The organism is Natrinema sp. DC36, from assembly GCF_020405225.1.
Taxonomy (GTDB): domain Archaea; phylum Halobacteriota; class Halobacteria; order Halobacteriales; family Natrialbaceae; genus Natrinema.
On the sequence record NZ_CP084472.1, the window covers coordinates 1978245 to 2004793 of the forward strand.

Genomic DNA, 26549 nt, shown 5'->3' on the forward strand with positions numbered 1-26549 from the left:
ATGACGAAGATCGACGGAACCGGTCGACAGTGAAATCGCTCGGCGTCGTTTCAGTCGTTGCGTCGGGCGATCGCTGCTGCACCGAGGAGGGCGACGAGCGCCGCGGTGATCCCGAAGCCGGGAACACTGTCGTCGTCCATCTCCTCGCTCTCCGCTTCCTCGTCCATCGACTGTTCGCCGTCCGCTCCATCCGTGTCCTCGCCGTCGACAGTCACGCTCGCGGCGGACATGATCGGTCTGCCAGCAGTCGCGTAGGGACCGTCCGCTGCGCCGTCGCTCTCGAGGAAGCCGTACGCCTCGTCGCCGTCGGTGTCCAGATGCGCCATGGCGAACACGTCGCCGTCAGCCGTCAACGGATCGTCCAGCGTGATCTCGACGTCCTCGTGCGTGCCGGGACCGAGGTATGCGCTCGTGCCGCGAACGCTGTCGAAGACCGCGCCGTCCGCGAGCGTGCTGTCGTGAACCGTCACGAACCCACCGTCGTGAAGCGTCACGGAATCGACGGTGATCGTCCCGCCGTCGCTTTGCTGGTCGGTCGCGTCGACGGTCGCCGGAACGGTCAGCTTGGCCGTGTCGACGACGGCCTCACCGTTCGCGGTGTACGGACCGTCTTCGTCCCCCTCGCTGGCGGGGAAGTCGTACTTGTTGTTGTCGTTCGTATCCTGATGTGCCATCGGAACGACCGTCTGGCTGGCCGTCAGGCGCTCGTCGAGCGCGATCTCGACGTTCTCGTGCGCGCCGGCTTCGAGGTACTCGCTCGTGCCGACGACGCTGCCGAAGACATCTCCCTCGAAGAGACTCGCGTCGTGAACCGTCACGAAGCCACCCTCCGAAAGGTCGACTCGGTCGACCGTCATCGTGGTTCCGTCCGAGACCTGCGCCGAGGCGGAGACGGCAGCCGAAACCGTCACGTCACCGTCGTCCATCACGATGTCGCCGTCAACGGTGTACGGGCCGTCCTCCGCGCCCTCGCTGGCGGGGAAGTCATACTTCTCGTTGTCGTTCGTATCCTGGTGTGCCATTCCGAACAGCGTGTCGTCCGCATCGAGGCCGTCGTCGAGGTGGACGACGACGTCTCGGTGGAGTCCAGCCTCGAGATACGCGCTCGTCCCGCGGATGCTCTCGAAGACCGCGCCGTCCGCGATGGTGCTGTCGTGCATCGTCACGAACCCGCCCTCGGGAACGAAGACCTCGTCCACGACCACGGAGCTCCCACCGGACGACTGCGCCTCGACGGAGACCGTTGCCTCCTCGCTCACCGTGACGTTAGTCGGAGCCATCACCAGGTCCCCGTTCCCGTTCGCGTACGGACCGTCCTCGGCTCCCTCACTGGCGGGGAAGTCGTACTGCTGATTGTCGTTCGAATCTCGGTGTGCCATCGGGTACACCGTCTCGTCGTCCTCGAGCGGCTCGTTCAGGTGAACGCGGACGTTCTCGTGGACGCCGGCCTCGAGGTAGTCGCTCGTGCCGCGGATGCTCTCGAAGACCGCACCGTCCGCGATGGTGCTGTCGTGGACCGTCACGAAGCCGCCCTCCGCGAGCTCGACGCGGTCGACGACGACGCCGTCGCCGGTCGTCGGCTGCTCGCTCATCTCGAGGTCGGCCGAGACGGTTACCTCGGCGCTCGCCATCACGATATCACCGTCGGCGGTGTAGGGCCCGTCTGCCTCGCCGTTGCTCGAGACGAACGAGTACACCTGATCCTCGTCGGTGTCCTGGTGTGGCATCGCGAACAGCGTGTCGTCGTCCGAGAGCTGTTTCTCTAGCTGCACGGTGACCTCCTCGTGCGTGCCGGCCTCGAGATACGCGCTCGAGCCGACGACGCTGCCGAGCGTTTCACCGTCGCCCAGCGAGCTATCGTGGATCGTCACGAAGCCGCCCTCGGGGAGCGTTACCTCGTCGACGACGACGGTCGAACCGCCCGACGTCTGTGCGTCGAACGAAACCGCCGCTTGGTCGTGTTCCTGTGCTGTCGCGGCCGACGCGTTCGCGGCGCCGGCTGCACCCGCCGTTCCAGCTAGCAACGCGCTAACCACAACGATGGTTCCCATCAGTACTGCGCTGTATTGGCGCATGGCCCACACTGCCCCAGTTACTTAAAAAAGGATTTTCCGAACTCCGACCGCACTCCCGTGGGACTCCGACCAAACTGAGGCCCAAATTCGACCCGAAACCCCAGTCTCGGATCGAGCGACCTCATCGAGAACGCCATCGCGTCGCAGCTGACGGGACGCGAACTCACCAGTGCACGGCAGAACACCCAGAACGGACTACGCTTCGTTGTAAAATGGACTACTCTCCGCAGTAGTTCCGACGGTCAGATAGCAGTCCGGAGGCGACCCTCGAGAGTCGCCGCCAAACGGAGCTGGAAGGCGCAATCGAACCGGACGACGGTCGCAGAACCCTCAGTCAAGGGTGATCCACAGCAAGAAGGACAGACCGACCGTTTGGGCGACGTTGATCGCCATCTGGGTCTGCCAGACGACCATCGGCACCAGCGACTCGTCGTGCCACCACGCCGAAAGGGTCGGATCGATCAGATAATAGTACAACACGAGCCCGTTCTCGAGTACCAGAAACAGGGCGAAGACGAGGAGGCCGAGCGTGTGTTTCGACCTGAACGTGAGGTAGTTGCGACCCCAGATGTAGCCGAGCCCGAGCAACAAGACGACGTTGAGGGCAGTCGCAACCTTCGCGACGATAATCCAGGTACTCATCTATTCCTCCGTTCGAAATGGGGTGCGATATACTCTTTCCCAAATTCGTCCATAATTACTCCACCTTCTCGATTATCTGCTCGACGGTCTCCCAGTGGCGGCGCGTGCGATCCGTCGGGAGATAAATCGCGCCGTAATCGTCGCCGCTTTTCGTCACGATATCGTTCTCGAGGAGCACGTCAAGATGATGCCGAATCGTCTTGTAATCGAGCTCGAGGGCTTCCGCGAGCTGATTGGCGTTTCGCGGTTGCTCGTCGAGCGCGTCGAGGATGCGTACGCGGTTCGTGCCGCCGCGGGTTCCGGTCAGCACGTACCACAGGGCCGCCTCCATTGTCGGGACTGATTCACCCGACTGTCTTAAAATATCACGTATGGGGAAGCACAGCCGCTAGTCGACTGTCACGTGAAATGATACGTCGCACCAGCAAGGGACTGATTCGTCCGCTCTCCGAACGATATCTCTCCGTCTCCGATCTCTGCTCACGTTCGCCCGCTCAACGACGAGACGGGCGTCACGGGCGTCATCCAGCGACCCGCGGACCACAACGTCCAAGCTCGTGGAATCATTTCAGGCGGCGCTCGAGGACAGAATCGACCGCGAGACGGCAGTCACCGTCGGATTCGTCGACAGCGCGACGACGGCGGACGGCACCGAGGATATGTCACAGTAAGCGGGATCGATTGCTGAGAGCACAAGCGGTTTAGGCACTCTATCCGAAACGTGAGACATGAGCGACCAGCCACGCGTCGAGATATATACCAAAACGGACTGTCCGTACTGTGAGAAGGCCAAAGACCTCTTCGACAGCAAGGGCGTCGAGTACGAGACGTACAACGTTACCGGTGACGACGAACTGTTCGAAGAAATGGTCGAGCGCGCGGACGGCCGCAAGACCGCCCCCGAAGTGTTCATCGACGACGAACTGATCGGCGGTTGGGACGACACCAGCGCGCTCAACGAGACCGGCGAACTCGACGAAAAGCTCGGTATCGCCGACGAGAGCGACGGCGACATCGTCGAACACCGCACGATGATCATCGCCGGGACCGGCATCGCCGGGCTGACCGCCGCGATCTACGCCGGCCGCTCGAACAACGAGCCGCTGGTCATCGAGGGCGACGAACCCGGCGGCCAGCTCACGCTGACCACCGACGTCGCCAACTACCCCGGCTTCCCCGACGGCATCGGCGGCCCGGAACTGGTCAACAACATGAAAGAGCAGGCCACGCAGTTCGGTGCCGAGCTGAAAAACGGCATCATCGAAACGATCGACGACTCGAGTCGCCCCTTCCGGGTCGAACTCGCGGACGGCGACGTCTACACCGCCGACGCCGTCATCGCCGCTTCGGGTGCCAGCGCTCGAACCCTCGGCATCCCCGGCGAGGACGAGCTCATGGGCTACGGCCTCTCGACGTGTGCGACCTGTGACGGCGCGTTCTTCCGCGGGGAGGACATGCTCGTCGTCGGCGGCGGCGACGCCGCCATGGAGGAAGCTACCTTCCTCACGAAGTTCGCCGACACCGTCTACATCGCCCACCGCCGCGAGGAGTTCCGCGCGGAAGACTACTGGGTCGACCGCGTCACGGAGTTGGTCGAGGACGGCGAGATCGAGATCATGACAAACACCGAACTGACCGAGATCCACGGCTCGCAGGAAGCGGGCGTCGACCACGTCACGCTCGTCGAAAACGACAAGGGCCATCCCACCGACCGTCTCGAAGACCCCGAAACCGAGGAGTTCGAGTTCGACGTCGGCGCGGTTTTCTTCGCCATCGGCCACACCCCCAACACCGACTACCTCACCGAGACCGGCGTCGAGATGGACGACGAGGGCTATCTCAAAACCAAAGGCGGCGAGGGCGGCGGCCAGACCGCAACCCACGTCGAGGGCATCTTCGGCGCCGGCGACGTCGTCGACTACCACTACCAGCAGGCCGTGACTGCGGCGGGGATGGGATCGAAGGCCGCGCTCGACGCCGACGAGTACCTCGAGAACCGCGAGCGAGCCGACTCGAGCGTCGAGGAAGCGGAGCCGGCGGCGGCTGACGACTGAGCTTCTTCGAGCGGGAGAGCGAGTCCAAGTTCTGTCACACCTGATTTTGGAACTCGCTCGGCCGAACAGGAATTCGATTCGCTCCAGACGGACTGCGTCCTCGAGTCCTCATTCGTGATGAAATCGCCTGTCGAGATGTAAAAACGTACTACCGCCCGACGGCGACGGAGCCGTAGCAAGAGAAGAAGAGCGTTTTGGCCGATCGAAATAGTTCGTCTCCAGTGATAGTCGCTCGAGAAACGCATTATGCCGAGATGGTAACCCGATACTACCCCCGTCAATCGCGTCGCTCGACTGGGGCGCGGCCCGACCTCTCGTGTTAGGAATCGTGTTTTTCAGGTCCGCGGAACACGCGTGGTGATCACGAGTAGGGTATCGGAGACCCCGCCAGTATCACAGGAAAACTAGGAATTATACCGGAACCCCGCCTACGGCTACCCATGCATCGCGAATTCATCGAGTTGCTCGAGGCCAACGCCGAGCACGCCGAAACGCACAAGTCGAAGTTCGACGACGTGCAGGACTCTCAGGAACCGGACGTCGTCACCGTCTGCTGTTCCGACTCGAGGGTCCTCCAGGACCACATGTGGGGCAACGACGAACCGGGCCGGATCTTCACGTGTGGCAACATCGGCAATCGCGTCGTCCAGCGCACAGACGCGGGCGATGTCGTCTCCGGCGACGTCCTCTATCCGGTCGCCCACACCGGCACGGAGACCGTCGTCGTCGTCGGCCACACGGGCTGTGGTGCCGTGACGGCGACCTACGACGAGCTGACCGACGGCCTGTCCGAACCCGACGGGATCAGTCACTGCCTCGAGCTCCTGAAGCCCCACCTCGAGCCGGGCGTCGAACTCCTCCCCGACGACGTCGACCGAGCGGCGGCCATCAATCGACTCGTCGAGTACAACGTCGATCGACAGGTCGAGTTCCTCGCTGAAAGCGACGATATCCCGGCGACAGTCGACGTCATCGGTGTCGTCTACGACTTTCAGGACGTCTACTCGGGCAATCGCGGCGAGGTCCACGTCATCAACGTCGACGGCGAAACCGACGTTGACGCGCTCCGGGAGGAGCATCCGGACCTCGAGTCGCGGATCGAACGCCGCTGGGAGTACTGAGACGGACACCTGTCAGTACGGTCTCCGGCGTGCGTCGAACTCGCCGAAAACGGATTGCCTCAGCGGGACTTCCGCTGCGCAACCTCGTTCAGGGCTCTGACTCGCTTCACGCTGTTTCGTGTACTGTATCGGTTTCACACTCCCTTCGCTCGTCTTTTGACCGAGCGAACGCATTCAATGCGGACGAGTATCCGGTCTACCGGCTGCTCACTGACTCCGACTGAACGAGGAGAACTCCTCAGAAGCGAAAGTGAACCCCTACGTAGGGATAGAACGTCTAAAGCGTGTGTTTTGAACCTTACTTGCTCTCACGCTGCTCACTTTGTTCAAGTCTCAAACGGACGTTACAGATTTCGTCTACTTTGCCGCTTTCGGAGGAAGAGTCGGCGGAGTGAGTGACTATTCTCCAATCTCGAATTGCGGATTCCAGACTACTTCCCACAGGTGTTCATCCGGGTCTTGGAAGTGACCTGAATACCCGCCCCATTCGCGGTCACGAGGCGAGTCCGTAATCTTCGCACCGGCTTCTTCCGCCGTCTGCATTGCGTCATCGACTTCTTCTTTTGACGCGACGTTGTGGCCGATAGTGAACTCCGCAGGACTCGACGCAGTTTCATCGACGCTTGCGTCTTCCGCGATTTGATGTTTAGGGTAGAGTGCAAGTTGCAAGCCGTTACTCAGAGGGAAGAAGGCGACTGCTCCCCCCTCAAACTCTGTTCCGACGATTCCCTCCGTTGGCCAACCTAGGCCATCACGGTAAAAGGTGAGGGATTTTTCTAAGTCACTGACTCCCAACGTAACGACGGTAATGCGTGGTTCCATAGTTACTGGTCTAGCGTGGGCTGAGAACCACCCGCTGACCAGTATCTAGATGGGTGGGTGGTGAAATAGGCTTTCGTGCCTCTGTTGAAACCCTCTTCACGTCTTGCGATTTTATATAGTGGTCGTTCGCACTGATTCGGCCACGGACGTGCAGTAGAATGCCTCTCTGGGATGTCAGCGACGAAGGGTTTCAACAAGGCCACTTTCGTAAAAATTGGAGAGTTGTAACGTGGTTCATCGACCGGGAATCACGAAGACAGCTAACGGAAGAGAATATCAAATCTATGCGGCCCAGATACAGCCTAAAGCACCTGTTTTCGACTACCTACTCTCTCGCTGTTCGACCTTGTTCAGGTCTATAACTCACGTTACACGGTTACGTGTACTTTTCCGGTTTCCGAACGGGTGAACCGTAGAAACTCAGCTATCCACTGAATAGTTCATTCACTCTCAGACGAAACGGAGATATCTGCACAACAATGCTCTCTGTAGAGGTAGTACTGTTTATTTTACGATTCGGAATTCCTCACTACCACAGGAACAGGAGCTTCGCCCAATTGGGCGAATTCTCTCGTTCTTGAGAATCCGTGCAGCGTATGCTGATCCACACTCTTCACAGGTAACCAGCAATCGGTCGTTCTCAGTCAGAATCCACACCCAGCAATAAACACCAGAACATGCATATTCAAACCCTATATTGGCAATCACGAAACTCATTTAGCTATCGTAATGTGGCTGGAGTGCTCACTCGATACGGCTACCGAACATCGGAATCAGTCAAATCTGTGTTAAGTAAAAGACGGTAGCCACGACAATTGCCTCACCTGTACTGAACGGCAACTACGCGTGCAAACTGAATGTTGATTGATTCTCCCAGTTAATCAAAACACTGTGAGTTGGTGAAAATGTTAGGGACATAAGAGCCGTTGTCTCTTAAGCTTCAGTAGAGATGGCTGCTAATAATGAACTACAGAAGGCAGTAGCAGTGTGTAATAACTGTGGAACTGCCATTGCAGTATATATAACATTTTCCTGTAGGAGATAGAATTAGTGTACTATGACCCAAGAACCCAAAAACGACACCGCAAGCGGTCTTTCGAACAGCTCTAGGCTCAATCAAGTTGTGGTCGAGAACTCACAAGAAGCGAACGAGTGTATATTATTCCCAGAGGATGTACCGGACGACGAGCTACATACAAAGTGGATTCTTGCGAGGGAAGGTTCGTATCTCCATCTAAAAGACGTTCAGTAGCACACCTGTACTGAGCGGTATGTGCTGTGACTGTACTTACCGCTGATTCACGATCTTTTGTCCGACCCTGGCAAACTCTCGGACACAGTGTTTCCGGTAACTACGTCTGCGAACTGAGCGTTGACTTCTATCCGCGGATACCAAATTGCTTTGTGAAAAGACTACTTATGGCGGCTCCATTACGGTCTTTGGCCATGGCCTCGGAAGAACTTGACTCGGTTGACAAAGGTATCCTGTATCTCTTGCAGGAAGATGCCAGAAATAACACGACGAACGCCATCGGGGAACAGGTCGGCGTCTCGTCCAGCACGGTCGCCAATCGCATCACCAAGCTCGAAGAGAACGGCGTTATCACGGGATATCACCCAACAGTTGACTACGAGCAAACGGGGATGGGCCATCACTTACTCATCATGGCGACGATTCCAATTGATGACCAAGAGGAGATCGTTGACGATCTCGTTAGCGTCCCTGGTGTGGTGAGTGTCAGTGAGTTGCTAACGAATAACGCAAACCTCTCGGTTGAGTTGGTCGGGCAGAATAAGCAAGAAATTGAGAAGAGTGTCGGTGAGATGAGCGAGTTGGGCGTCGATATCGAGCGCATGGATTTGTTGAAGCGGATTCGAGCGTTCCCCTACAATCACTTCGGAAAGGAATTTACGAACGAGGACGACACTGGCTGATTTCCATAGCCTATTTAAGCCCTTCTGGAAACTATCAATTAAGCTATATGTTTAAGGAGGTGGATGGTCTACAGGGGTTGTGAACAAAATTCAGACCGAAATACCCGACGAGAAGTGTGTTAGTCATGCTGTGGTTGAAGCAGTTGCTGAAGCAGAAGGGGTTCGGCCTGTAGAACTCACGCCCCCATTGTACGATGCCATTGATCCCGAGGCCTTAGACCGCCTTTTTGACGATGTCCTGACCGTTGGAAAAGTTACATTCAACTACAACGGTTGCGAGGTCAGCGTGTTCTCTGACGGGTATGTGGCCGTCGAGAAGCAGTATCACGGTCATGGGCGTATCAAGAGTTGATTCTCGGCCATCACCCATGCACAACACTACTGTCCACCAGTCCTCTACTGAGGACGAGATCGACATTTTGCTTGTCGAAGATAATCCCGGGGACATTCGGCTCACTCGGGAGGCATTCAAGTCAGCCGAACAAGAGATAGCCCTACAGTCCGTCACGAATGGTGACGACGCTGTGAAGTTCTTACGTGAGTCCGCAGATAACGAGCTTCCCGATCTCATCCTGCTGGATTTGAACCTGCCCGGTCGAGATGGGTGCGAAGTCCTTGAGGTGATTCGGGATGATCCCCGGCTCAAACCACTGCCTGTGCTTATGCTCACGAGTTCAGAGGCTGAGGATGATATTGCGCGGTGCTATGATACCCGCGCTAACGCCTATCTGACAAAACCAACAGATCCTGCCGAGTTCAGTTCTCTTGTAGATACTTTTGAGCAGTTTTGGGTTGAGAAGGCACGGCTCCCACCAATTCCGCCGTAATGTTCACCTTTTGCGGATGTCTGATCTGTGCTGAGTAGTTACCCTGTACTGATCGAATGAAAGGTGACGGATTGCTCACTACATGTGCGAACTGATCGCGAGGAGATCGTTAGCTACCTCACTGGCGAGTAATCGTCAGCTCCTCACCGTCGATTCGCACCTGATAGTCGTCGACCAGGAACGACAGGTCAACACGTTCTTCGCCAGCGACAAGCGTGTCTATCGCTTCGGGATCGATGTGGTCGTACAGTGTGGTACCGAGAACATCGGGGAGTTCCACCGGATCGACCTTTTCGAGTGTTCCGAGGGCAGTGAGCGTGGCCATACTCGCTGCTGTATCTGACCAATCGTATGTTCGGCGGAATAATGGCTCGCGTGCATCGGTAGATTGATCGGTACCGTCTCGTTCTGCGACCATACTCTTCGCACGGGATCGAGAAACAAGAGTGTAGTGTGATTTTCTGAATGAACCATTGGGCAGCCTTACGACGGCTGGTTCCCGTCGAGTCGCCAGGTGAAAATCGCTCGAAGGACGACGACGAGACTGTTTCGGTCGCCGGCACCCCAGATCGCCGTCTCCTCGATTTCTTCGGCAGTGGAGATATCGTCCACGCGCGCGCTCACGAGCGCCGTCTCTTCGTCCGTGATCAGCAGGCTTCCAGCGGGCGTCTCCTCCCATTCCCAGAGGGTCTCGAACAGTTCGGCTTCCGGTACCGATTCCTGGATACGTTCCTGGACTTCGTCGGAAATCCCCGCCAAGTGAATCTCGGCGCCACGCTCCGCGGCAGCCTGAAGCCTGTCGAGGTGTTCGTCGGTGAGCAAGTCGTCGATAGTCATGTAGACGATCTGCTCGTCAGCGTCGACGATGAACTCCTCAATGCGGGATGCCACCGCCTCCCGTCCAGTGACCGTCCAGACGCCGAACTCTTCGCGTTGTGGCTGGGCGGGGCCGATCTCCTCGAGACACTCCGCGAGTTCGGTAATCGTGTTCTCGCGTTTGGTGGCGAGCAGTCGGATGATCGTTTCATTAGAGATCACGGTGAACTTTCGTGGCGTCGTGTGCTGGATGTCGATGAATCCCAATTCGTGGAGTCGCTCTGCCGATTCGTACACGCGAGTCCGAGGGACACCGCCGATTTGCGTGACGTCCTGTGCGGTTCCCGTCCCGAGCCGTATGAGGTTGATCAGTGTTTGAGCCTCGTACTGGGACAGCCCAAGGTCTTGCAACCGCACCAGCGCCTCGGCTTCGGCCTGCTCCTCCTCAAAACTCACCATGATAACTAGTGACCTCTCGAGGACAAAAAGTCCCTACCGTCTCAAGTCCCCTATTCCAGCTCTTCGGTGACGAATTGGAGCACCCTCCCGACGCGCTCGTTCGAGGTATACCGAATCGTTTTCGTACGCGGGTCGTACTCGATCAAATTTGCCTCCTCCAGTTTTAGGAGATGTGTATGGTGTACGTCGATAAGAAGGGGGTCGGCGTGAGTTGTAGTGGTCTCCGGAGGTGGATTCTCGAGATTGATACGATCAACGAGGGTATCCGTCGTAATCACGGTCTCCTCGCCGTCGATCAACTGGGAGAGGATTGATCGCCGACACGGATCTGCCACTACCCGTAATGCTGTTTCGGTCGAGACTGTTTGGGTTTCCTGGCTCATTGACGGATCTCATAGCAAAAACAAGGGGGCTCACAGATAACACTCTCATTCACTCGAAACATCACATTCGGACAGACGCAAGCTCGAATAGTAACACCGGAACAAGCTGGTAATACACGCATCCCTGTACTGACCACTGACCTCGAGGACGGGATTCGCGGACACGCTACTCGGTAAGTACGTGTGCGAACGGAACGAAAAGCGCATTCACTCACATAATCAAAACATCTTTTCGGGGTAGTTGGGGGCGAACTTTATACGCATCGATGTCTGTGTCTTGTCCATGGACTACGAGGGGAGTGACGAAACCAGAGAGAATGGGAAACCTCAGAGCGAGGGCAAAATGCTAGTAGAGGAGGTTTCGGTAGATGAAATCCTTGAATTGCTCTCCCACCAACGTCGTCGTGCAGTTCTTGATTTCCTTCTTACGCATGACCGACCACTAACTCTCACTGATCTACGTAACGAGGTTGTCGAAAAGGAACAGGGCACAGAAATAACTGAAATCCCCAGTAAACAGGTGCAGCAGGTTCATATATCATTGCACCACGTTCACATTCCAAAATTGGAGGAGAAAGAAGTCATCAATTATGACTCGAGCCGGAACCTCGTTGAACCGACGGAGGAGCTTAGCCAACTGGAACCATTCCTCGCTCAGCTATAAGCGAGGTGGTGTTCAACTACAACAGTTACGAGGTTAGTGTGGAGGCTGATGGCTATGTGGCCGTCAAGGACTACACTCGATAGCTACTGTCAGCAAGAAACCTACAGCGACCTTCGCGGGCCACTGGATAAGTAAGTTCCATGCACTGAGCGTTGTCACCAATTCGTTCTGAGACAATCATTCCTCGAAGGCCCTACTTTCGAATTGGCAACTTCCCTTTTTCCGGAAGTAAAGTTGAAAATGGGTCTGTATTAAGTACCTATTCAGTCCCGTATCGTAGTGATAACAAAGACGAATACCACTTCGTGATACAAACATGCACGATCTGACCGGATTCCAGCGAGACTTGCTCTACGTAATTGCAGGTGCAGAAGAACCGTCTGGACAAGACGTGAAAGATGAAGTAGAAATGTACTATAGTTCAGAAATTAACCACGGGCGACTGTATCCGAATCTGGATACACTAGTAAACAAGGAACTTGTCGAGAAAGGAGAACTTGATAGACGAACGAACTATTATACCGCCAGTGACGAAGGACTCAACATAATTGAACAACGCCGTAAATGGGAAGAACAATATCTGTGATTTTTGATATGAGCAACTGTTCACTATAGATACGAACTGACCGCGAGTGAGTTAGGAGGGGGGAGGATCACGTTCTATCTGTAGTCTCTCTAATTCCACACCGCCACACGGACACTGGTTTATCAGGCCCGTTCCGACGAGGTGAAGCGATCTGTCGTTCCTGATTTCAACGGTGTGGATTTCACCACAACTACTGCACCTCGCAACGGTCTTCTCACGCTCAGTCTGTGACATAGTATAGATGTCATCACGGTCAAAGGTGAGTCTGTTCCCAAAGGATTTTGGAATGAATTATTATATATAAGAGAATACAATCAAAATGAGTGTATGCCTTATCCACTTGGAATAGTGTATATCGAACGAATCGTAGGGATAGAGTGGATAATCATCCCGTTACGGATATAGGCTGCCGAAGCACAAGATGGTCGCCACCTTCACTGTACACCCTGAACAGAACGGTAACTATGTGTGCGAACGAAACAGTACACTGACTTCAAGAACAAAGTAGAGACCATTGGCCTGCTATTATAAAATGCCGGGAGCGATGGCCTCAGACACTCCCAGAAGCCCCAACCGTTTATGGAGACCGCCAGGTGTGTTGTACGATGTCGCACATCATAAACCATCTGTACTGGACGATATGTACACCACCTGTACTTACCGCTGATTCACGATCTTTTGTACGACTCTGGCGATCTTCTCGGACACAGTGCTTCCGATAACTACGTCTGCGAACTGATCGCCGATGATTCTATCAAGTCATAGTAGTATTCGAGACGGTATGCTGAATGCACGGTGCTCCTCAATCGAGATCCGTGTCAGTCGGTAACCGCATGATCGAGAGCCAGAATTGCTCTAACTCCTGTAGCATGTCGATAAACTCGGCGGGATCAACTGGCTTCGTCAGGAACCCGCTCGCACACAGTTCGTAGGACTTGACGACATCCGTTTCGCTTTCCGAACTCGTGAGGATGATTACCGGAATGCGCCTGCGGTTCGAATCCTCGTGAAATTCTGCAAGCACCTCGTCACCATTCTTGCGGGGGAGATTAAGGTCTAACAGCACAAGGTCGGGGCGCAGTGCGTCAGCGTAGTCATTTCGTTGAAAGAGGAAATTGAGAGGGTCAACACCGTTTTCGACAACGTGGGGTGTGTTCGCTATCTTCCCGTCCCTGAATGCCTCTCTCGTGAGACGTATGTCGCCAGGATTTCCTCAATGAGAGGATGTCAGCCGGTTCGGCACCCCCATGCTCACCCGTCATGCTCATCCTCCGCTGGAAGAGTAAATGAGAATGTCGCCCCCTCGCCTGGTTTGGAATCGACTCGGATTTCGCCGCCGTGACGTTCGACGATCCGCTCGCATAGTGCCAGGCCAATACCTGAGCCCCCGTGGTCGTTGCGGGATTGGAGCCGCTGGAATACCTCAAAGATACGATCTTGTTCGTCCGGCTCTATCCCAATCCCCTCGTCCCGAACCGACACTTCCCACATCGAACCGTTCCGGGTGGCAGAAATATGCACTCGTGGCGGCTCGTTCCCACTATACTCAATCGCGTTGCTCAATACGTTCTGAAATACCTGACGTAGCTGATGTTCATCTCCCGCCACACGAGGCAGCTCCTCGATGTCTACGTCGGCATCACTTTCAGTTATACGTACCTCGAGGTCATCGCGCACGTCTTCGACTACTTCGTTGAGGTCGACCGGTTCGAGCGCCTCCCCCTGGGTCTCTACGCGTGAGTACGCCAGTAACCCGTTGATCATGCCACGCATACGGTCAGCCCCATCCACGGCAAATTCGAGGAACTCTTCGGTCTCCTCGGTTAGTTCCTCGTCGGCTCGGTTCTCGATCAACCGCAGATAACTCGACACCATCCGAAGCGGTTCCTGGAGGTCGTGGGAGGCAGCGTAGGCGAATTGTTCGAGTCGCTCGTTCGAGGTCTCCAGTTGATCGATCGTTTCCTGAAGGTCAAGTTCCCGTGTTTTGGCCCGCGCGTCATACCTACCTGCGCCGAAGCCCGCGAGACTGCCCAGTGCCGTGAGCAAGAGTATATTTCCGACGACATTTGGATCGTCACTGACAAGAACGATAGGGAACGTGATGGCGAGACCGATCACAATGCCGCGAAGGCACCACTTGCCGATGGTAGGATAGAGTTCAGAACGGATGTCTGTTTGGGGCAACCGATAGCCACCGTATAACAGGACGAGACCGGGGATACCAACTAAAATGCCAAGCACAACCCAGAGTTTGGACGACGCATCGTCAACAGTGGGGAGGAACGGATAGCTGACTACGAGTACGACGAAAAGCCCTCCGAGGGCTACAATGAATTTTCTCCCAAAAACGTCGGAATCGCTCCGATTCCTAAAGCCCATTACCCGTAATCCGTAAGGAGGCTCCTATAACGTTGCTATGCGGAATTCAATGAGAGAGTCTGCGGCAACCTGATTTGTCTCCACCAACAGCACCTCAATTGACTCTCCTCTCGCAGATCTCCCCATCTATGGTGAATTCCAGCACGCTGCCCGAACGAATCCACTGGTCACATACTTTGGCATGTGGCGAAACGCACGCTCCACGGGTCAATTCTCCAGTGTCACTCTTACTCGTCATCCTCGTCAGTGTCATTGTCGTCGGTGATCGACGCTGCTAGGTTCGAGCCCGCGGCGACGACGTGGTGGCGCGCCCCATCAAGCGACATTTGTGCTGTTTTGCGACGGCGTAACCCGGAGCGATGGGGACGCAATAGCGTGGTACTCTTTGTAGCAATGTGGTCAAAATCACCGACTGTATCATCGTAGTATGAGCGTGTAGTTTGTCACTGTGAAGGTGCGAGAAGAGATGCTCCACTCTCAACGAAGGGTGTCAGAGAAAAAATCCAGCGCCAAGACCTCTGTCCGGTTCGATACTGACGAGGTAACAGTTACTCTGGGCGCTGCTGGCGTCGTGATTTGGGTTCGTTCTGTATATTCTCTAGCCTCTGTACCATGCCCGAGTTTAAGGGCCTTCGTAAGTAAATAGCGCCAATGGATCGAACGACAAAACAGACCCACGAGCCTGAAGTATCTGGCCTCGAATCTGCTCAAGAGGCCCTTCGTCACGATGATGATTTTCGCGGAGTAGTCGAACCTATCCACGACCATGAAGCCGCAAACGACCATTTTGCACTCATCTACGAGAACCGCGAAGACCAGTTTGCGACAGCCATCCCCTTTGTACGTCAGGGGTTAGAACGGGGCGAGCGAGTCCAATACATCGCTGACGAGAACTCACGAGAAGTTGTGTTAGAGGCGATGAACGCTCACGGTATTGATGTGGATACCGCCCTCAAATCAGGAGCACTGTCGATCCATACCAAACACGACACCTATCTCCGCGATGGGACGTTCGATCGCGAGGGGGTGCTTGAATTTCTACACGATACGATCGACGATGCGACCGAAGAGTACGAAGCGTTACGGGTCGTCGGCGAGATGACGTGGGCTCTCGGGGATGAAACCGATACCGGAGCCCTCATTCAGTATGAGAGCACGGTGAATGATGTCTTTGAGAGTAGAGACTTCATTGGTCTCTGTCAGTACAACCGCGATCAGTTCCCATCGGAGGTTATCCGGGAGGTTATCAGTACACATCCGCATCTGATCTCCGACAACGAGATATTTCAAAACAGCTACTATACACCACCGGAGGAACTCCTCGGCCCGGAGAACCCAGACCGAGAGATCGACCAGATCATAGGGTCACTACGGGAACAAACCGAGGTGAGGTCGGAATTACAGGAACACAAACGGTACCTCCGCGAATTCTACGAGCTAACCGAAAATCGTGATTTACCGTTCGAGGAGACAGTAGAGAAGTTGTTGGAACTCGGGTGTGACTATTTCGATCTCAAGGGCGGTCTCCTTTCGTATCTTCCGTCGTGGGATGACGATTTTCGGGCAGAGGTTATGGTGGCCCCCGAGATGCCCAATGAAACAGACGTTCTTGAGGTACAACCTGGTGAAGACTGTTTTTGCCGACAGGCTATCAGAAAAACTGAACTCACTGCTGTGCCCGATACTGTCGGGGAGGGATGGGACTCCGACCCGGTGTTTCAGGAACTCGGTGTCAGGACATACTTCGGTCTCAGGGTGACCACTGACGGTGATCCATACGGCACGCTCTGGTTCTACGATACGTCGCCGCGCAAGGAGTCGTTCACCGACGACGAGCGGACATTTCTGGAACTGATGGGGAAGTGGGTGAGCAACGAACTAGAACGTACCGAACGCGACCGCGCTCAGCGCGCCCTCTACGAAATAACCTCTGCCCGAGACCTTACTCTCGAAGACAAGATTGGGAAACTTCTTGACATAGGGTGTGACCGGTTCGGTTTGGACATGGGATTCCTCCTCAAGGAAGAAGGGGAGAAATTCCGAGTTATCCGCACCCACGGCACCGATCTAGAGGAGGGTAGTACAACGGTTTCTCCGAACCCTGACCAGTACTGTAATAAGACGATCTCGCTGGACGTTCCAGTCGGAGTCGAGGACGCTGAAGCAAATGGTTGGGACGGTGACCCACTCTACCAGGAGTATGGCCTCGGCTGCTATCTCGGGACAAGGGTGACCGACAGCAATGGCGTCTTCGGCTCAGTCTGTTTCGCCGATAGTTCCGCTCGCGAGCGGGAGTTCACCGACGACGAGTACACCTTCCTCGACCTGATGAGTCAGTGGTTGAGCTACGAACTCGAACGAGAACACCGTGAGGAACAGCTGACGGGCCTCAACGAGATAAGTCGCGACCTCATGAATACGGAAACGTGGGCTGACATCGCCCAGAAAGTCATAGACCGTTCGGAGTCAGCATTTGATCTCCCGGTAACTGCCATTATGCAATACGATGAATCTGGGAGCCTCTCACTAGCGACACAGACATCTGATGCAGAAACTGCCCTGCCATCGGAAATACTGGGAGAATCTCAAGAGGGAGCCGTCTGGGAGGCATTCGTTACGAACGAAATGCAGATCATCGAGGGAGGAACAGAGCACGATTCGTTGAACGAAATCGTTATCGTACCACTGGGGAATCAGGGCGTGTTACTTACTGCCACGACGGGATCGAGCGAGTTTGCTGAGTCTGAGGTCGAGTTCATCGAGACGATGACGGCAACTGTCGAGGCCGCGTTCACTCGTGCTGACCGTGAACGAGAATTAGATGAGCAGAATGCAGAGCTACACCGCCTTAGCCAGATCAATGCGATCATCCGTGGGATCGGTCAGACGTTAGTGCAAGCCGAGACGCGGGCTGAAATCGACCGGGCTGTCTGTGACCAGTTTGCGGACTCCGACCTGTTCGAGTTCGCATGGATCGGAGAACACGATGCTGGTACCGACACGATTACGCCCAGTGAATGGGCTGGGGTCGAACCGGACTACTTGGACAGTCTCACAATTACCAGTAACGATGCACCTACAGGACAGGGCCCCATCGGGACGGCAGTGAAAACTCGTGATGTCCAAGTCGTCGATGACATCATCTTGGACTCTCAGTTTGATCCATGGCGCGATCAGACACTCGAGCAAGGTGTTCGAGCGTGTAGTGCCATTCCGTTGACCTACGAGGACTCGTTATACGGCGTCTTAGCAGTCTACGCAGACCACCAACAGAGTCGCGAACGCGATATTGAATTACTGGAAGAACTCGGTGAGACGATCGCCTATTCGATCAATACCGTCGAGTCTACGGAGACCCGCCAGACGGACAGCGTGGTCGAACTGACGCTTCAGATTTCAGAGCCCGGCACGACGCTCGCAACGCTCGCACAAAACGTCGGCACTCAGATCAGTTTTGAGGGATTGGTTCCCGCAGAAGACGATTCAGCACATGTGTTTCTCACAGTTAACGGTGCTTCGGCTGAGGCGGTCGATACAGTTGCAAACGATCGTGCTGCCATCGAGGAGGTCGAACAGATCACTGAGAGTGACGATTCACTCTTGCTCAGGGCGACCGTGTCCGGTTCCACACTCGTGCCAACCCTCACTGGGCAGGGAGTCGCAATACACACGCTCACATTCGATGGAGACCGTGCAACAGCTGTCGTAGATCTTCCGTCGAGTACCGATGTCCGCCCATTCCTCGAGAGCCTTCGCGACACCTATCCGGCGGTCGAACTCACTTCTCGTCGCTCGTGTAATAGGCCGCTCAAATCAGTTCGGGATATCCAGACGGGAATAAAAGAACCGCTCACCGACCGCCAGACGGAAGTTCTCAAGATGGCCTATCTGAGCGGGTTTTTCGAGTCCCCCCGGTTGAGCACTGGGCAGGACATCGCTGATTCACTCGGTATTTCCCCGCCGACTTTCACGCAACATCTCCGTGCTGGCCAACGGAAGGTGTTCTCCTTGGCTTTCGACGAGGAGTAACTGTATTCCGGGGTTTGTTATTTAGGTATATCTCTCGCAGGGGTTTTCGTTATTGCGGTACAACGCATTAGCGGTTCAACCCCCTCTATAGGGTGATGAGTGAGAACGAGTGTAACGAGGACGCGTCAACCGACTTGAAGAGTTTTCTCCGGCAAGACCGAGCCGGGTACGATCCGAAAACTGAGTCTTACTACGCCCAATACGATGTGAAAAATTCCGAGACGCTAGTCACCACTGTCGTTCGATCAGTTGCAGCTATTACAGGTAAAACCCCGGTAGAGTTAGATCCGCTGTACACAACTATCGATCCTGATGCATTGAAACAAGTACTCGACAACTCAAGGAGCGACTCCACCAAGCAAGGGAGTGTGTCCATCACATTTGATTTTGCGTCCTGTGAGATAACGATCTCCTGTGACGGCACGATGCGTATCGAACCGCCAGATGACGCACCACTCCACAGAAAGTAGATTTCTGACTCCCTGTAGGAAATAACTAGCGGAATTTTCCGGAGGCACGAACAACGGACTGACAAGCTTGTTTTTGATTACCGACTCTCACGCTGCTTGGTGTTCAGTTTAATAACTCTCATTACACGGTTTCGTGTACTTTACCGGTATCCAAGTAATCCCTTTGTAGCAGTCGGGTCGAAATCACCCCTCTGGAATCACCGACCCCAGAGTGGTGTGTGAGCTGAGGCGATCCCGACGCGTCTCTCGGATGCGATTCCGCGTATTTACGCCAGCATTCTACTCCGTTGAGTAGCGACGCTAGCCGTCAAGCGAGCGCTGGAAGGCGCGGTATGCACTCCAGAGGCGTGCAGGTGTCTCGGTCGGTGTGATGGTTTTCCTATCTCGGTCGTAATCAACGATGGTTTCTTCGAGAGTCGTCATGTGCTGCTGACAAAGGGCGATATAGACGCGTTCTCTTTGTTTCGAACTGAGTTCCTGAACTGTGCACTCGTTTTCCTTGGCTGCGACGTGCTCGGCCAGGTCAGAGACGGTTACTGTGCTGTCCGGTGGGTGGTCGGACAGATACTCGATTGCCCACCTGCGCCGGTCAGACGACAAAATGGTCAGTATGTCACTGTGATCGATGTCCGTGACGTGTGACTGTGAGGTGTGGGTGTGACGTGCGCGTGTGATTCTGGTTTTGATGCGACGAAATAGATTGCGTAGAGATTGTATTTTCATAGTGTGTTCATCCCGGGAACAGTCGCCCCGACGCACCTGACCCCATATTGTCGGGGCGACCGCTCCCGTTCGGCTAGTACTCCTTAGAGAGCTAGGATAAAGGCAAAGACCAGTTCACCTGCTCTCCAGCATTATATGGGGTGTCATAGAATCATTCGCATACCCACGTCGTAGAGAATTAAACTGTTCAGTTCAGGGTGTTGAATTAGCAGACGGAGCACTCGAAGAGCGGGTCTCTGGGCGCCAGTCCAGGGGCTTCCAGCTATAGTTATATGTTACCACGGAACATATTTCTTCATCCAAGCTATCGGAAAAGCTCGCTAGCCGCACGGCCACGTAACTCATTCAATGACACATAGTATCTGCACATCGGAAGCGGGTGGGGAATTGCCCTATTTCCAGCGCCTGTGGCGAACGCTGTTGGCCCCCAATATCGAACCCAGAACCAAACTCGAACAACTGTTCGAACAGGAAACCGACAAATTCGAGCTGAATTGCGCGTTTCTGTCGCACATCGATCTAGAAAACGAGACAGAATCCTTCGAAATCGTACATGGTTCCCACGGGAATCTAAAACCGGATACCACCGTTCCACTCTCCAAAACCTACTGTCGGAAAACCATCGCAGACCCGGAAGGGACAATGGCCGTCAGTGATGCCCTCGCTGAAGGGTGGGAAGATGATCCAGCATATGCAACACTCGAGTTCGGGAGTTACCTCGGGACGACGGTCTTGGTTGACAACGACCTCTATGGAACGCTCTGTTTTGCGGACACTGCCGCCCGCGATGAACCATTCATCGACAAAGAGAAAATCCTTGTCGAGATGTACGGCCAGTGGGTAGAGTACATATTGTCCCTCCGGGATGAGCCGCTGATTCGGGAGACGCGTACCGATACTATCGAGGGACGCGCCGTTTCTTCGGAAGCCATCGACTTGATGATGGACGCACTCACAAGTCGCACAAGACGCGTTATTCTCATGACGTTGTTAGGAGACACCACCGAGACCAGTATCGTCACCATCGAACGACGGCTAAACCACGAGAACGACCGAATACGGCTGCACCATACGCATTTACCCAAATTAGCCAACGCCGGATACATCAGGTGGGACAATAAGACGGAGATCATCTCCAAGGGGCCGAAGTTCTCCGAGGTGGAACCACTTGTTCGACTGCTGAAAGAGTATAATACTTCATTCCCCGAGTAGACGTTATGCGTTGACCCTTCTATCAGTTCTGACGGAGCTTTTGTTGGTCAGTAAGTATACGTATTGACCTATCAGAAGATTCCACTATTGTTGTTTTAAAGAGCTATAGTCAATTGACTATATGTAATATTTTTCTATAGGGCGGGTGTCGGGTGGCGTAACATGCCTGAATCGGCCTCTTCAAGTGATATTTCGAGCCATCCTGAGCTCATTCAGGTTGTAATTGAAAACTCACCAGAAGCTGATGAATGTGTATTATTTCTAGAGAATGCAACAGACGACGAGCTACAGACGAAGTGGATTCTTGCTAGGGAAGGTTCGTATATCCATCCAAAAGATGCTCAGTAGTCCACCTGTATTTACCGCAGTTTCGAGCCGAGACCCGCCACGCGAACATCGACGTCTGTCTACCCGTTAACTTGGAGGGGCTGTTCGACGTGGATAGTGACGCCTACGCAGTGGCCAAGCTGTACACGTCACACGACACGCTCGAGGGCGTGCAGTTCCGGACTCAGACCGAAATCGAGAACCAAGAAGACATGGGCATCGCCGTGCGAGAACTCGCCGACAAGTTCTACAACAAATTCTCAGACGATCTCGACATTGAGTCTCGAGAAGAGTCCAGTCCCGGACTCTCAATCCCTGACGACTGGCCCGAGGAAGCGGAACACCGAACACTCGACGAATTCTGATCAGTTGTGACGTTCGCTGAAGAACTCTTTCTGGTGCTCAGCGCATAGCCATTCCTCGCCTGGCCCAGCTACTGCGTCGCGGTCACACCCCTCTCTTTCACACGTCTGCCCTTCCGGTGGCGATTTTGCACCTCTGTCACCCATTTCGGCTGACTCTTCGATGATTTTCCGAGCTTCCTCGTCAACATCAAAATCTCCATCGTCGGGATGGTTCTTCACCATCGCCGTGCCGACCGCATCAAGCACTTCGTCAGCGCTCATCTCAGCGAGCTCTTCTTTAGAGATTCCTTCTTCGTCTAGGGCATTCAGGACATCTTCGCGTTTTGCGACGATATAATCGTCGTCAAGAATCGGGTCGTCAGTCATGGTGTGTGTTTTGTGGGGTTGCTTCAAGATGGTATCGACCAGGAAGACGTGGTAGAAATTCGTATCTGTCTGAGCCGGTTCACGAAGTGTTCAGATAATAGTGTTTGAGAGTGGTTTCAGCGTTGAAGAGACCGGTTCCCGTTAGTTCATCTCGTCCACTGCCGGTTAATCTGTAGTTCGATACAGTGTCTCGGGCATTGGGTTTCTCCACGATGTTCGCGTCGATGAGCTGTTGCAGATGTTCCTGAATCTCTTCTCGTTCCAGACTGGGGTTCATCTCGTCGAGTTCGAGCAGGGATGGTGACTCGTTCGGGTGGGCGACAATTCCTTGGAGAATTGTGAACTGTGTTTTCGGGATCTGGGCCATGTGCTATTGTTGGTGTGTTCGGGGTTAGTTCTTCTCGTGGTTACTTGAGAACCGGGTAGTACTCTGGTATTCCAACTCTCCAGACTGGATTCATAAGTGGGTTAGGCTGTGTGTTGCTCGACGAGTTCTTCTGGGTTCAGCCGGTCTGTGCTCCAAGTTACTTCAGTTGAGTATTCGACGTTGAAGGGATGCTGGTAGCCGCGGACGTGGTCGCCGACAACAGGGTGCACTGCGGATGCTGCGTCACGGAAGAGGTCTTTCTCAACACGATCGAGTTCTGGCGCGCCGTGGTACTCGATCGTGGTGGTAGGTGCGGTGAAGTGCATCCGGTTTTCGCCTCCGATCACTGCCAGGTTGCCATTGATGATCCCGTCACGCCACCAATCGCTGATGGCCATCTGTCGGTTTTCGATTGCAGTAATGGCTTGATCGGTGTTTGCTGTCCAGTGTTCGGCGTTTTCGAGGATTTCTCGGGCAGCATTGAGGTCAAGTTCTTCGTGTTCGACCGATGGGTTCCCGGCGGTGATGTAGTGGATTGTGCGTTCTGGGCCTTGCTGGTTCGTATGTGTCTCGATGAGTAGCCATACTTCGTGTTTGCGGTGCAGGTTGTAAGTGATAGGGAGACTGTTGCGTCCCCAATTGGCGACTCGAGTGTTACGATCGATGCCGATGGCATCGAGTGCATCTCCGCTGATTTTGACTTTGTCACCCGTTCGCTTGCAGTCATCCAGTGTTTCGATTGCTTCTTCTGCTATGGAGCGTGGATTTGTTTTGGACATATTATTTATGTATATATGATCACGTTGTGTTAAGTCTGTGGGGAAAAGAAAGATGATTTGCCTATATGTGTTCTTGCCAATGGTGGGGTCTGGGTGAAATGCCCACCAGTCACTGATAAACCTCTGGGAACACCTAACCCACTCACACTGAGGGGTGTCGGCGAAGGCAGGAAGACGTTGCAGATCCGATTCTAATGCGGTGAAAGGTGGGGTGATTGTACTCATAATCCAAGGCCGGTGTCTCTATGTGTCGATATCTCCCTATTTACAGAAAAGACGACAGTTCTGGAGAGGTCGTGCTCGCATCGGCTAGCGCAGGCGTCCTCTTCGAACCAACTTGTGTGTAGGACTTATCGTGTCTTGAGCACAGATACGGACTCCTCACTGGGCACTTTTTCGATGGAGTTAACGAGGACATCTACGGCCCCAGAGTCATCCATACTCCCGGGGAGAACAGATGTCGCTCCCTGATTCTGGTACGGCTTCTGTGGACTTCCAGAACCAGCGTCTGACGCAGCTTTAAACCTATAGCACTCACTATATGAATTACTACAGTGAATCCTATAGGTGGCCTTGAATGACTACACGAATCGCCAGCTTCCTCGATAAAGGAGGGACAGGCAAAACCACCAGTATCGCACACCTCGGCGTCGCACTCACCCAACAGGGCCATGATGTCCTGCTAATCGATCTCGCTGGCAAGCAGGGCGACCTCGCCAAAGCGTTCGACGTCTGGAGCGACGTCCAGGACGCCATTGAGGCCGACGAAGCGTGGCCCAACATTAGCACTGTCTTCGACGACGCTTGGCCGACCATCGCGGGGAAGCTTGGCGACGACGCCGTCCACGACCTCGTCTACGAGACCGACGAAGACGTCGATCTCATCCCCGCCCACCCGGGCCTCGATACGCTGGACTCCGAGCTGGGAAATATCGATGATGCTGGCGAACGCTACGCGCGCCTGGAGGCGTTCCTCGATGACTATGTGGAGGGTCTCCCCTACGACATTGTTCTCATCGATCTTCCCGGGATGTCGAACAACGTCACCTACAATGGTCTCTGGGCAGCCCGGCGTGTCCTCGCTCCGGTTGAGATGGGGCCGTTTGAAGCCGAGCAGGCTGGCGCACTCCGCGAAGACCTTGAGAAGATTCGGTCGAGCTTCGGGATCGACGTCGAACTCGTGATGGTACTTCCAAACAAGGTTGACGACCGCACCAACCTCGCCACCGAGTACTTGGAGGCGTTCCACGAGGAATACCCCGACACAATTGCACCTGAGTACGTCCCGTACTCACAGGACATCCGTAACGCCACCCAGCAGGGTATGACTGCCTTCGAGCTGGAGAATCCGAGCACGACTGCACAGCGCGCGCGTGAGGCGTTCCTCGCTGACGCAGAGGCACTCATCGAACGCGTGGAGGACTAACCATGGACGAAGACCTCGAACAACTACGCGAACAGACCAGTTCTGGCGACCGCCTCGACGAGGCGAGTAGTAAACAGGAACAGCACGAACTCCAGGAAGCAATCCTCGATGAACTGGAGGCGATTGACGCTGGTGGGAAACAGAAGACAGTGAGTGTGTGGGACGGGCCGATGGCTGCGCTACTCGGTGCGCTTGAAGCCCACGAGGATGATTTGGTTGAGACGGGTGAACAGTTGCGTGACGCACTGGGAATCGAGGACGAGAGTGAGCCCGACCGGAGCGAGGTGCTCCGGCTGGCCCTTCGCCTCGGCTTCGAGACCGCGGCACCTGACAAACTCGATGCCACCCGCGGTGCGGTCGAAGAACACGCCAGTCAGCGACTATAGCAATTCCTATAGGGTTTCACATAGGGAATTTGCTCTGGTTCATGCAGGGTGAATCTACCTATTCCCAGTTTGGGTGTCTCGGCAGGTTTTCTGTGGCTGTGGTCGGTGCCTGTGGCCCGCGACCTCTAACTGTGTTATGGGGCTGTTTACTGTTCATGAGGTCAGCAGTCCCTGTTTAGATGTTGTTCTCGCTGAGTGCCGAAATCACTGTTTCAAGATTCCCGCTTTCTGGACTTTGATATCCGATTGGAAGCTATGCTCCCGGGCGCGATCCAAAACAAGATCGACAACGTCTACAGACTCCCAAGAACTCTCGTCGAAACCTTGGACGGAAATCAAGGGTCTTTCTGGATGAGCACTTGCAGCAATGCCTGCGTAGCCGTGAACTGTGTACTCTTCACTCCGCAATTGGGTGGCGAGTTTGTGCCCCGCCTTGTGTCCACAAGCCTCACAACCTGACTTTGCGAGATTCGTGACAACACCTTTCTTGCGAAGGTCTGCGAATATGTCGTGCACCTGAATGGGATAATCAGTCGCTGGACGTATATCGCGCCCGTCGCAGTCCATGTCCTCAACAGCATTGATTGCGAACTCGGGACGACGATGACTCAGGTCAATCCCTTCGTTCAATCCGTCCAGAGCTGGTTCAGGAAATCCTGGCACCGGTTCTAGGCTCCGTGAAGTGCCACTTTCCTGAATCAAACGGTCATAGTATGTCCGAACGAGATCATCAAGCAGTTGATCGTGGTGTTCTTCTTTGACAACTTGGCAGACGATGGGGTGCAGCGCGAGCGTATCGTCTTCGCGTACACGCAGATAGTCTGCCACGAGTACTGGATCAACATCAAAACGATTTTGCAGTTCCAAGCTATTCATATTCGCTCGATCGAAGAGTCTGCCAGCTTCCGCAGAATGAACCCCTGAGAGAGAATCAATATTCGTCTCGATGTGGTGGTTGATTGCTGTACGGTTTTGAGACGGCAGTAGTGGCTCGGCGTTCGGTGGAAGAGTCAGTTGGCCTTTCAACATATGGAAATAAGGTCATTTATCACTTATAAGGCTCTGGGTTGGATCGAGAATACAGCAGGCAGTAGTTTGCTTCAACCGGGATGTTTCTGTGTTCACGGGGTGGGGGTGGCCGTCCTTGCTATTTGCTTATGAAGATTCACGGTCACAAACGTACGTGAAACAATACTCCGGTAGGATTGAACTTCCTCAGCCCAAGGAACTCATGACTCGACAATTACTAAAATACTCCGTGCAGTTGGTGTAGGAAGTTGGGCTTACCTTCAGACAAGTCGACGTAACTGCTTCAAACACCTATTGATGACCGCAT

At 54.6% G+C, this 26549-nt stretch carries 29 protein-coding genes; 15 read left to right on the forward strand and 14 right to left on the reverse strand.

Annotation, left to right across the window (positions count from 1 at the left end; translation table 11 throughout):
• Positions 1–50: 50 nt before the first annotated feature.
• The 3 genes from LDH74_RS10385 to LDH74_RS10395 form a co-directional block, all read right to left on the reverse strand.
• Complete coding sequence (locus tag LDH74_RS10385; RefSeq protein WP_226042426.1) at positions 51–2075, reverse strand: PGF-CTERM sorting domain-containing protein; 2025 nt, start codon at positions 2073–2075, stop codon at positions 51–53.
• Positions 2076–2405: 330 nt separating this feature from the next.
• Positions 2406–2717 carry a hypothetical protein gene (locus LDH74_RS10390; RefSeq protein ID WP_226042427.1) on the reverse strand — a complete coding sequence of 104 codons (312 nt, stop codon included), beginning with the start codon at positions 2715–2717 and terminating at the stop codon, positions 2406–2408.
• A gap of 55 nt (positions 2718–2772) precedes the next feature.
• A complete protein-coding gene (locus LDH74_RS10395; protein WP_226042428.1) occupies positions 2773–3048 on the reverse strand; it encodes a winged helix-turn-helix domain-containing protein in 276 nt (91 codons plus the stop codon).
• A 397-nt stretch (positions 3049–3445) separates the two neighbouring features.
• Here LDH74_RS10395 and LDH74_RS10400 point away from each other — a divergent pair, with 397 nt between their 5' ends.
• The gene (locus LDH74_RS10400; RefSeq protein ID WP_226042429.1) at positions 3446–4771 is read left to right on the forward strand and encodes an FAD-dependent oxidoreductase; all 1326 of its coding nucleotides are present in this window, start codon (positions 3446–3448) and stop codon (positions 4769–4771) included.
• Between the two features lie 440 nt (positions 4772–5211).
• Positions 5212–5892 carry a carbonic anhydrase gene (locus LDH74_RS10405; protein ID WP_226042430.1) on the forward strand — a complete coding sequence of 227 codons (681 nt, stop codon included), beginning with the start codon at positions 5212–5214 and terminating at the stop codon, positions 5890–5892.
• Positions 5893–6291: 399 nt separating this feature from the next.
• On the opposite strand, the gene LDH74_RS10410 is transcribed toward LDH74_RS10405, so the two are convergent.
• Complete coding sequence (locus LDH74_RS10410) at positions 6292–6714, reverse strand: VOC family protein (RefSeq protein WP_226042431.1); 423 nt, start codon at positions 6712–6714, stop codon at positions 6292–6294.
• A 1057-nt stretch (positions 6715–7771) separates the two neighbouring features.
• On the opposite strand from LDH74_RS10410, the gene LDH74_RS10415 reads away from it, so the two are divergent.
• The 4 genes from LDH74_RS10415 (at position 7772) to LDH74_RS10430 (ending at position 9476) form a co-directional block, all read left to right on the forward strand.
• Positions 7772–7966 carry a hypothetical protein gene (locus tag LDH74_RS10415; RefSeq protein ID WP_226042432.1) on the forward strand — a complete coding sequence of 65 codons (195 nt, stop codon included), beginning with the start codon at positions 7772–7774 and terminating at the stop codon, positions 7964–7966.
• Positions 7967–8160: 194 nt separating this feature from the next.
• Positions 8161–8649: an Lrp/AsnC family transcriptional regulator gene (locus LDH74_RS10420; protein ID WP_226042433.1), complete on the forward strand. Its 489-nt coding sequence runs from the start codon at positions 8161–8163 to the stop codon at positions 8647–8649.
• A 79-nt stretch (positions 8650–8728) separates the two neighbouring features.
• A complete protein-coding gene (locus LDH74_RS10425; protein ID WP_226042434.1) occupies positions 8729–9001 on the forward strand; it encodes a HalOD1 output domain-containing protein in 273 nt (90 codons plus the stop codon).
• A gap of 16 nt (positions 9002–9017) precedes the next feature.
• Positions 9018–9476: a response regulator gene (locus LDH74_RS10430; RefSeq protein ID WP_226042435.1), complete on the forward strand. Its 459-nt coding sequence runs from the start codon at positions 9018–9020 to the stop codon at positions 9474–9476.
• A gap of 118 nt (positions 9477–9594) precedes the next feature.
• Here the strand turns inward: LDH74_RS10430 and LDH74_RS10435 are convergent, their stop codons facing one another.
• The 3 genes from LDH74_RS10435 to LDH74_RS10445 form a co-directional block, all read right to left on the reverse strand.
• A complete protein-coding gene (locus LDH74_RS10435) occupies positions 9595–9894 on the reverse strand; it encodes a HalOD1 output domain-containing protein (RefSeq protein ID WP_226042436.1) in 300 nt (99 codons plus the stop codon).
• 65 nt (positions 9895–9959) lie between these two features.
• Positions 9960–10751, reverse strand: coding sequence for a helix-turn-helix domain-containing protein (locus tag LDH74_RS10440; RefSeq protein ID WP_226042437.1), 792 nt, complete (start codon positions 10749–10751; stop codon positions 9960–9962).
• Between the two features lie 50 nt (positions 10752–10801).
• On the reverse strand, positions 10802–11134 hold the full coding sequence (locus tag LDH74_RS10445) for a hypothetical protein (protein WP_226042438.1): 333 nt from the start codon (positions 11132–11134) through the stop codon (positions 10802–10804).
• Positions 11135–11417: 283 nt separating this feature from the next.
• Here LDH74_RS10445 and LDH74_RS10450 point away from each other — a divergent pair, with 283 nt between their 5' ends.
• Both LDH74_RS10450 and LDH74_RS10455 read left to right on the forward strand, forming a co-directional pair.
• Positions 11418–11798: a hypothetical protein gene (locus LDH74_RS10450; protein WP_226042439.1), complete on the forward strand. Its 381-nt coding sequence runs from the start codon at positions 11418–11420 to the stop codon at positions 11796–11798.
• Positions 11799–12114: 316 nt separating this feature from the next.
• Positions 12115–12384 (forward strand): PadR family transcriptional regulator, encoded by a 270-nt coding sequence (locus tag LDH74_RS10455; protein WP_226042440.1) that lies wholly within the window; start codon positions 12115–12117, stop codon positions 12382–12384.
• Between the two features lie 802 nt (positions 12385–13186).
• Here the strand turns inward: LDH74_RS10455 and LDH74_RS26650 are convergent.
• Positions 13187–13450 (reverse strand): response regulator, encoded by a 264-nt coding sequence (locus LDH74_RS26650; RefSeq protein WP_345778544.1) that lies wholly within the window; start codon positions 13448–13450, stop codon positions 13187–13189.
• Positions 13451–13635: 185 nt separating this feature from the next.
• A complete protein-coding gene (locus LDH74_RS10465; RefSeq protein WP_226042441.1) occupies positions 13636–14763 on the reverse strand; it encodes an ATP-binding protein in 1128 nt (375 codons plus the stop codon).
• Positions 14764–15414: 651 nt separating this feature from the next.
• On the opposite strand from LDH74_RS10465, the gene LDH74_RS10470 reads away from it, so the two are divergent.
• Positions 15415–18792 carry an MEDS domain-containing protein gene (locus LDH74_RS10470; RefSeq protein WP_226042442.1) on the forward strand — a complete coding sequence of 1126 codons (3378 nt, stop codon included), beginning with the start codon at positions 15415–15417 and terminating at the stop codon, positions 18790–18792.
• 95 nt (positions 18793–18887) lie between these two features.
• A complete protein-coding gene (locus tag LDH74_RS10475) occupies positions 18888–19262 on the forward strand; it encodes a HalOD1 output domain-containing protein (RefSeq protein WP_226042443.1) in 375 nt (124 codons plus the stop codon).
• Positions 19263–19562: 300 nt separating this feature from the next.
• Here LDH74_RS10475 and LDH74_RS10480 read toward each other — a convergent pair whose 3' ends face one another.
• Entirely contained in the window at positions 19563–19985 is a 423-nt protein-coding gene (locus tag LDH74_RS10480) for a hypothetical protein (protein WP_226042444.1), read from the reverse strand.
• Between the two features lie 420 nt (positions 19986–20405).
• On the opposite strand from LDH74_RS10480, the gene LDH74_RS10485 reads away from it, so the two are divergent.
• From LDH74_RS10485 to LDH74_RS10495, 3 genes are all read left to right on the forward strand, one after another.
• Entirely contained in the window at positions 20406–21197 is a 792-nt protein-coding gene (locus LDH74_RS10485) for a GAF domain-containing protein (RefSeq protein ID WP_226042445.1), read from the forward strand.
• 162 nt (positions 21198–21359) lie between these two features.
• Positions 21360–21545, forward strand: a complete 186-nt coding sequence (locus LDH74_RS10490; protein WP_226042446.1) for a hypothetical protein — start codon at positions 21360–21362, stop codon at positions 21543–21545.
• Between the two features lie 89 nt (positions 21546–21634).
• On the forward strand, positions 21635–21889 hold the full coding sequence (locus tag LDH74_RS10495) for a hypothetical protein (RefSeq protein ID WP_226042447.1): 255 nt from the start codon (positions 21635–21637) through the stop codon (positions 21887–21889).
• Here LDH74_RS10495 and LDH74_RS10500 read toward each other — a convergent pair whose 3' ends face one another.
• The 3 genes from LDH74_RS10500 to LDH74_RS10510 all read right to left on the reverse strand — a co-directional run bounded on the left by LDH74_RS10500 (position 21890) and on the right by LDH74_RS10510 (position 23401).
• Positions 21890–22255: a hypothetical protein gene (locus LDH74_RS10500; RefSeq protein WP_226042448.1), complete on the reverse strand. Its 366-nt coding sequence runs from the start codon at positions 22253–22255 to the stop codon at positions 21890–21892. It lies immediately after the preceding gene.
• Positions 22256–22334: 79 nt separating this feature from the next.
• On the reverse strand, positions 22335–22622 hold the full coding sequence (locus tag LDH74_RS10505; RefSeq protein ID WP_226042449.1) for a hypothetical protein: 288 nt from the start codon (positions 22620–22622) through the stop codon (positions 22335–22337).
• 101 nt (positions 22623–22723) lie between these two features.
• The gene (locus tag LDH74_RS10510) at positions 22724–23401 is read right to left on the reverse strand and encodes a hypothetical protein (protein WP_226042450.1); all 678 of its coding nucleotides are present in this window, start codon (positions 23399–23401) and stop codon (positions 22724–22726) included.
• A 577-nt stretch (positions 23402–23978) separates the two neighbouring features.
• On the opposite strand from LDH74_RS10510, the gene LDH74_RS10515 reads away from it, so the two are divergent.
• Together LDH74_RS10515 and LDH74_RS10520 are read left to right on the forward strand one after the other, a co-directional pair.
• Complete coding sequence (locus tag LDH74_RS10515; RefSeq protein WP_226042451.1) at positions 23979–24827, forward strand: ParA family protein; 849 nt, start codon at positions 23979–23981, stop codon at positions 24825–24827.
• 2 nt (positions 24828–24829) lie between these two features.
• A complete protein-coding gene (locus LDH74_RS10520) occupies positions 24830–25213 on the forward strand; it encodes a hypothetical protein (RefSeq protein WP_226042452.1) in 384 nt (127 codons plus the stop codon).
• Positions 25214–25417: 204 nt separating this feature from the next.
• Here the strand turns inward: LDH74_RS10520 and LDH74_RS10525 are convergent, their stop codons facing one another.
• On the reverse strand, positions 25418–26242 hold the full coding sequence (locus LDH74_RS10525; RefSeq protein WP_226042453.1) for a hypothetical protein: 825 nt from the start codon (positions 26240–26242) through the stop codon (positions 25418–25420).
• Positions 26243–26549: the final 307 nt, after the last annotated feature.

Bases quoted from the DNA above. Each gene is read 5' to 3' on its own strand.
- LDH74_RS10385 (WP_226042426.1), bottom strand. From the start codon at position 2,075: ATGCGCCAATACAGCGCAGTACTGATGGGAACCATCGTTGTGGTTAGC.
- LDH74_RS10390 (WP_226042427.1), bottom strand. From the start codon at position 2,717: ATGAGTACCTGGATTATCGTCGCGAAGGTTGCGACTGCCCTCAACGTC.
- LDH74_RS10395 (WP_226042428.1), bottom strand. From the start codon at position 3,048: ATGGAGGCGGCCCTGTGGTACGTGCTGACCGGAACCCGCGGCGGCACG.
- LDH74_RS10400 (WP_226042429.1), top strand. From the start codon at position 3,446: ATGAGCGACCAGCCACGCGTCGAGATATATACCAAAACGGACTGTCCG.
- LDH74_RS10405 (WP_226042430.1), top strand. From the start codon at position 5,212: ATGCATCGCGAATTCATCGAGTTGCTCGAGGCCAACGCCGAGCACGCC.
- LDH74_RS10410 (WP_226042431.1), bottom strand. From the start codon at position 6,714: ATGGAACCACGCATTACCGTCGTTACGTTGGGAGTCAGTGACTTAGAA.
- LDH74_RS10415 (WP_226042432.1), top strand. From the start codon at position 7,772: ATGACCCAAGAACCCAAAAACGACACCGCAAGCGGTCTTTCGAACAGC.
- LDH74_RS10420 (WP_226042433.1), top strand. From the start codon at position 8,161: ATGGCCTCGGAAGAACTTGACTCGGTTGACAAAGGTATCCTGTATCTC.
- LDH74_RS10430 (WP_226042435.1), top strand. From the start codon at position 9,018: ATGCACAACACTACTGTCCACCAGTCCTCTACTGAGGACGAGATCGAC.
- LDH74_RS10435 (WP_226042436.1), bottom strand. From the start codon at position 9,894: ATGGTCGCAGAACGAGACGGTACCGATCAATCTACCGATGCACGCGAG.
- LDH74_RS10440 (WP_226042437.1), bottom strand. From the start codon at position 10,751: ATGGTGAGTTTTGAGGAGGAGCAGGCCGAAGCCGAGGCGCTGGTGCGG.
- LDH74_RS10445 (WP_226042438.1), bottom strand. From the start codon at position 11,134: ATGAGCCAGGAAACCCAAACAGTCTCGACCGAAACAGCATTACGGGTA.
- LDH74_RS10450 (WP_226042439.1), top strand. From the start codon at position 11,418: ATGGACTACGAGGGGAGTGACGAAACCAGAGAGAATGGGAAACCTCAG.
- LDH74_RS10455 (WP_226042440.1), top strand. From the start codon at position 12,115: ATGCACGATCTGACCGGATTCCAGCGAGACTTGCTCTACGTAATTGCA.
- LDH74_RS10465 (WP_226042441.1), bottom strand. From the start codon at position 14,763: ATGGGCTTTAGGAATCGGAGCGATTCCGACGTTTTTGGGAGAAAATTC.
- LDH74_RS10470 (WP_226042442.1), top strand. From the start codon at position 15,415: ATGGATCGAACGACAAAACAGACCCACGAGCCTGAAGTATCTGGCCTC.
- LDH74_RS10475 (WP_226042443.1), top strand. From the start codon at position 18,888: ATGAGTGAGAACGAGTGTAACGAGGACGCGTCAACCGACTTGAAGAGT.
- LDH74_RS10480 (WP_226042444.1), bottom strand. From the start codon at position 19,985: ATGAAAATACAATCTCTACGCAATCTATTTCGTCGCATCAAAACCAGA.
- LDH74_RS10490 (WP_226042446.1), top strand. From the start codon at position 21,360: ATGCCTGAATCGGCCTCTTCAAGTGATATTTCGAGCCATCCTGAGCTC.
- LDH74_RS10500 (WP_226042448.1), bottom strand. From the start codon at position 22,255: ATGACTGACGACCCGATTCTTGACGACGATTATATCGTCGCAAAACGC.
- LDH74_RS10505 (WP_226042449.1), bottom strand. From the start codon at position 22,622: ATGGCCCAGATCCCGAAAACACAGTTCACAATTCTCCAAGGAATTGTC.
- LDH74_RS10510 (WP_226042450.1), bottom strand. From the start codon at position 23,401: ATGTCCAAAACAAATCCACGCTCCATAGCAGAAGAAGCAATCGAAACA.
- LDH74_RS10515 (WP_226042451.1), top strand. From the start codon at position 23,979: ATGACTACACGAATCGCCAGCTTCCTCGATAAAGGAGGGACAGGCAAA.
- LDH74_RS10520 (WP_226042452.1), top strand. From the start codon at position 24,830: ATGGACGAAGACCTCGAACAACTACGCGAACAGACCAGTTCTGGCGAC.
- LDH74_RS10525 (WP_226042453.1), bottom strand. From the start codon at position 26,242: ATGTTGAAAGGCCAACTGACTCTTCCACCGAACGCCGAGCCACTACTG.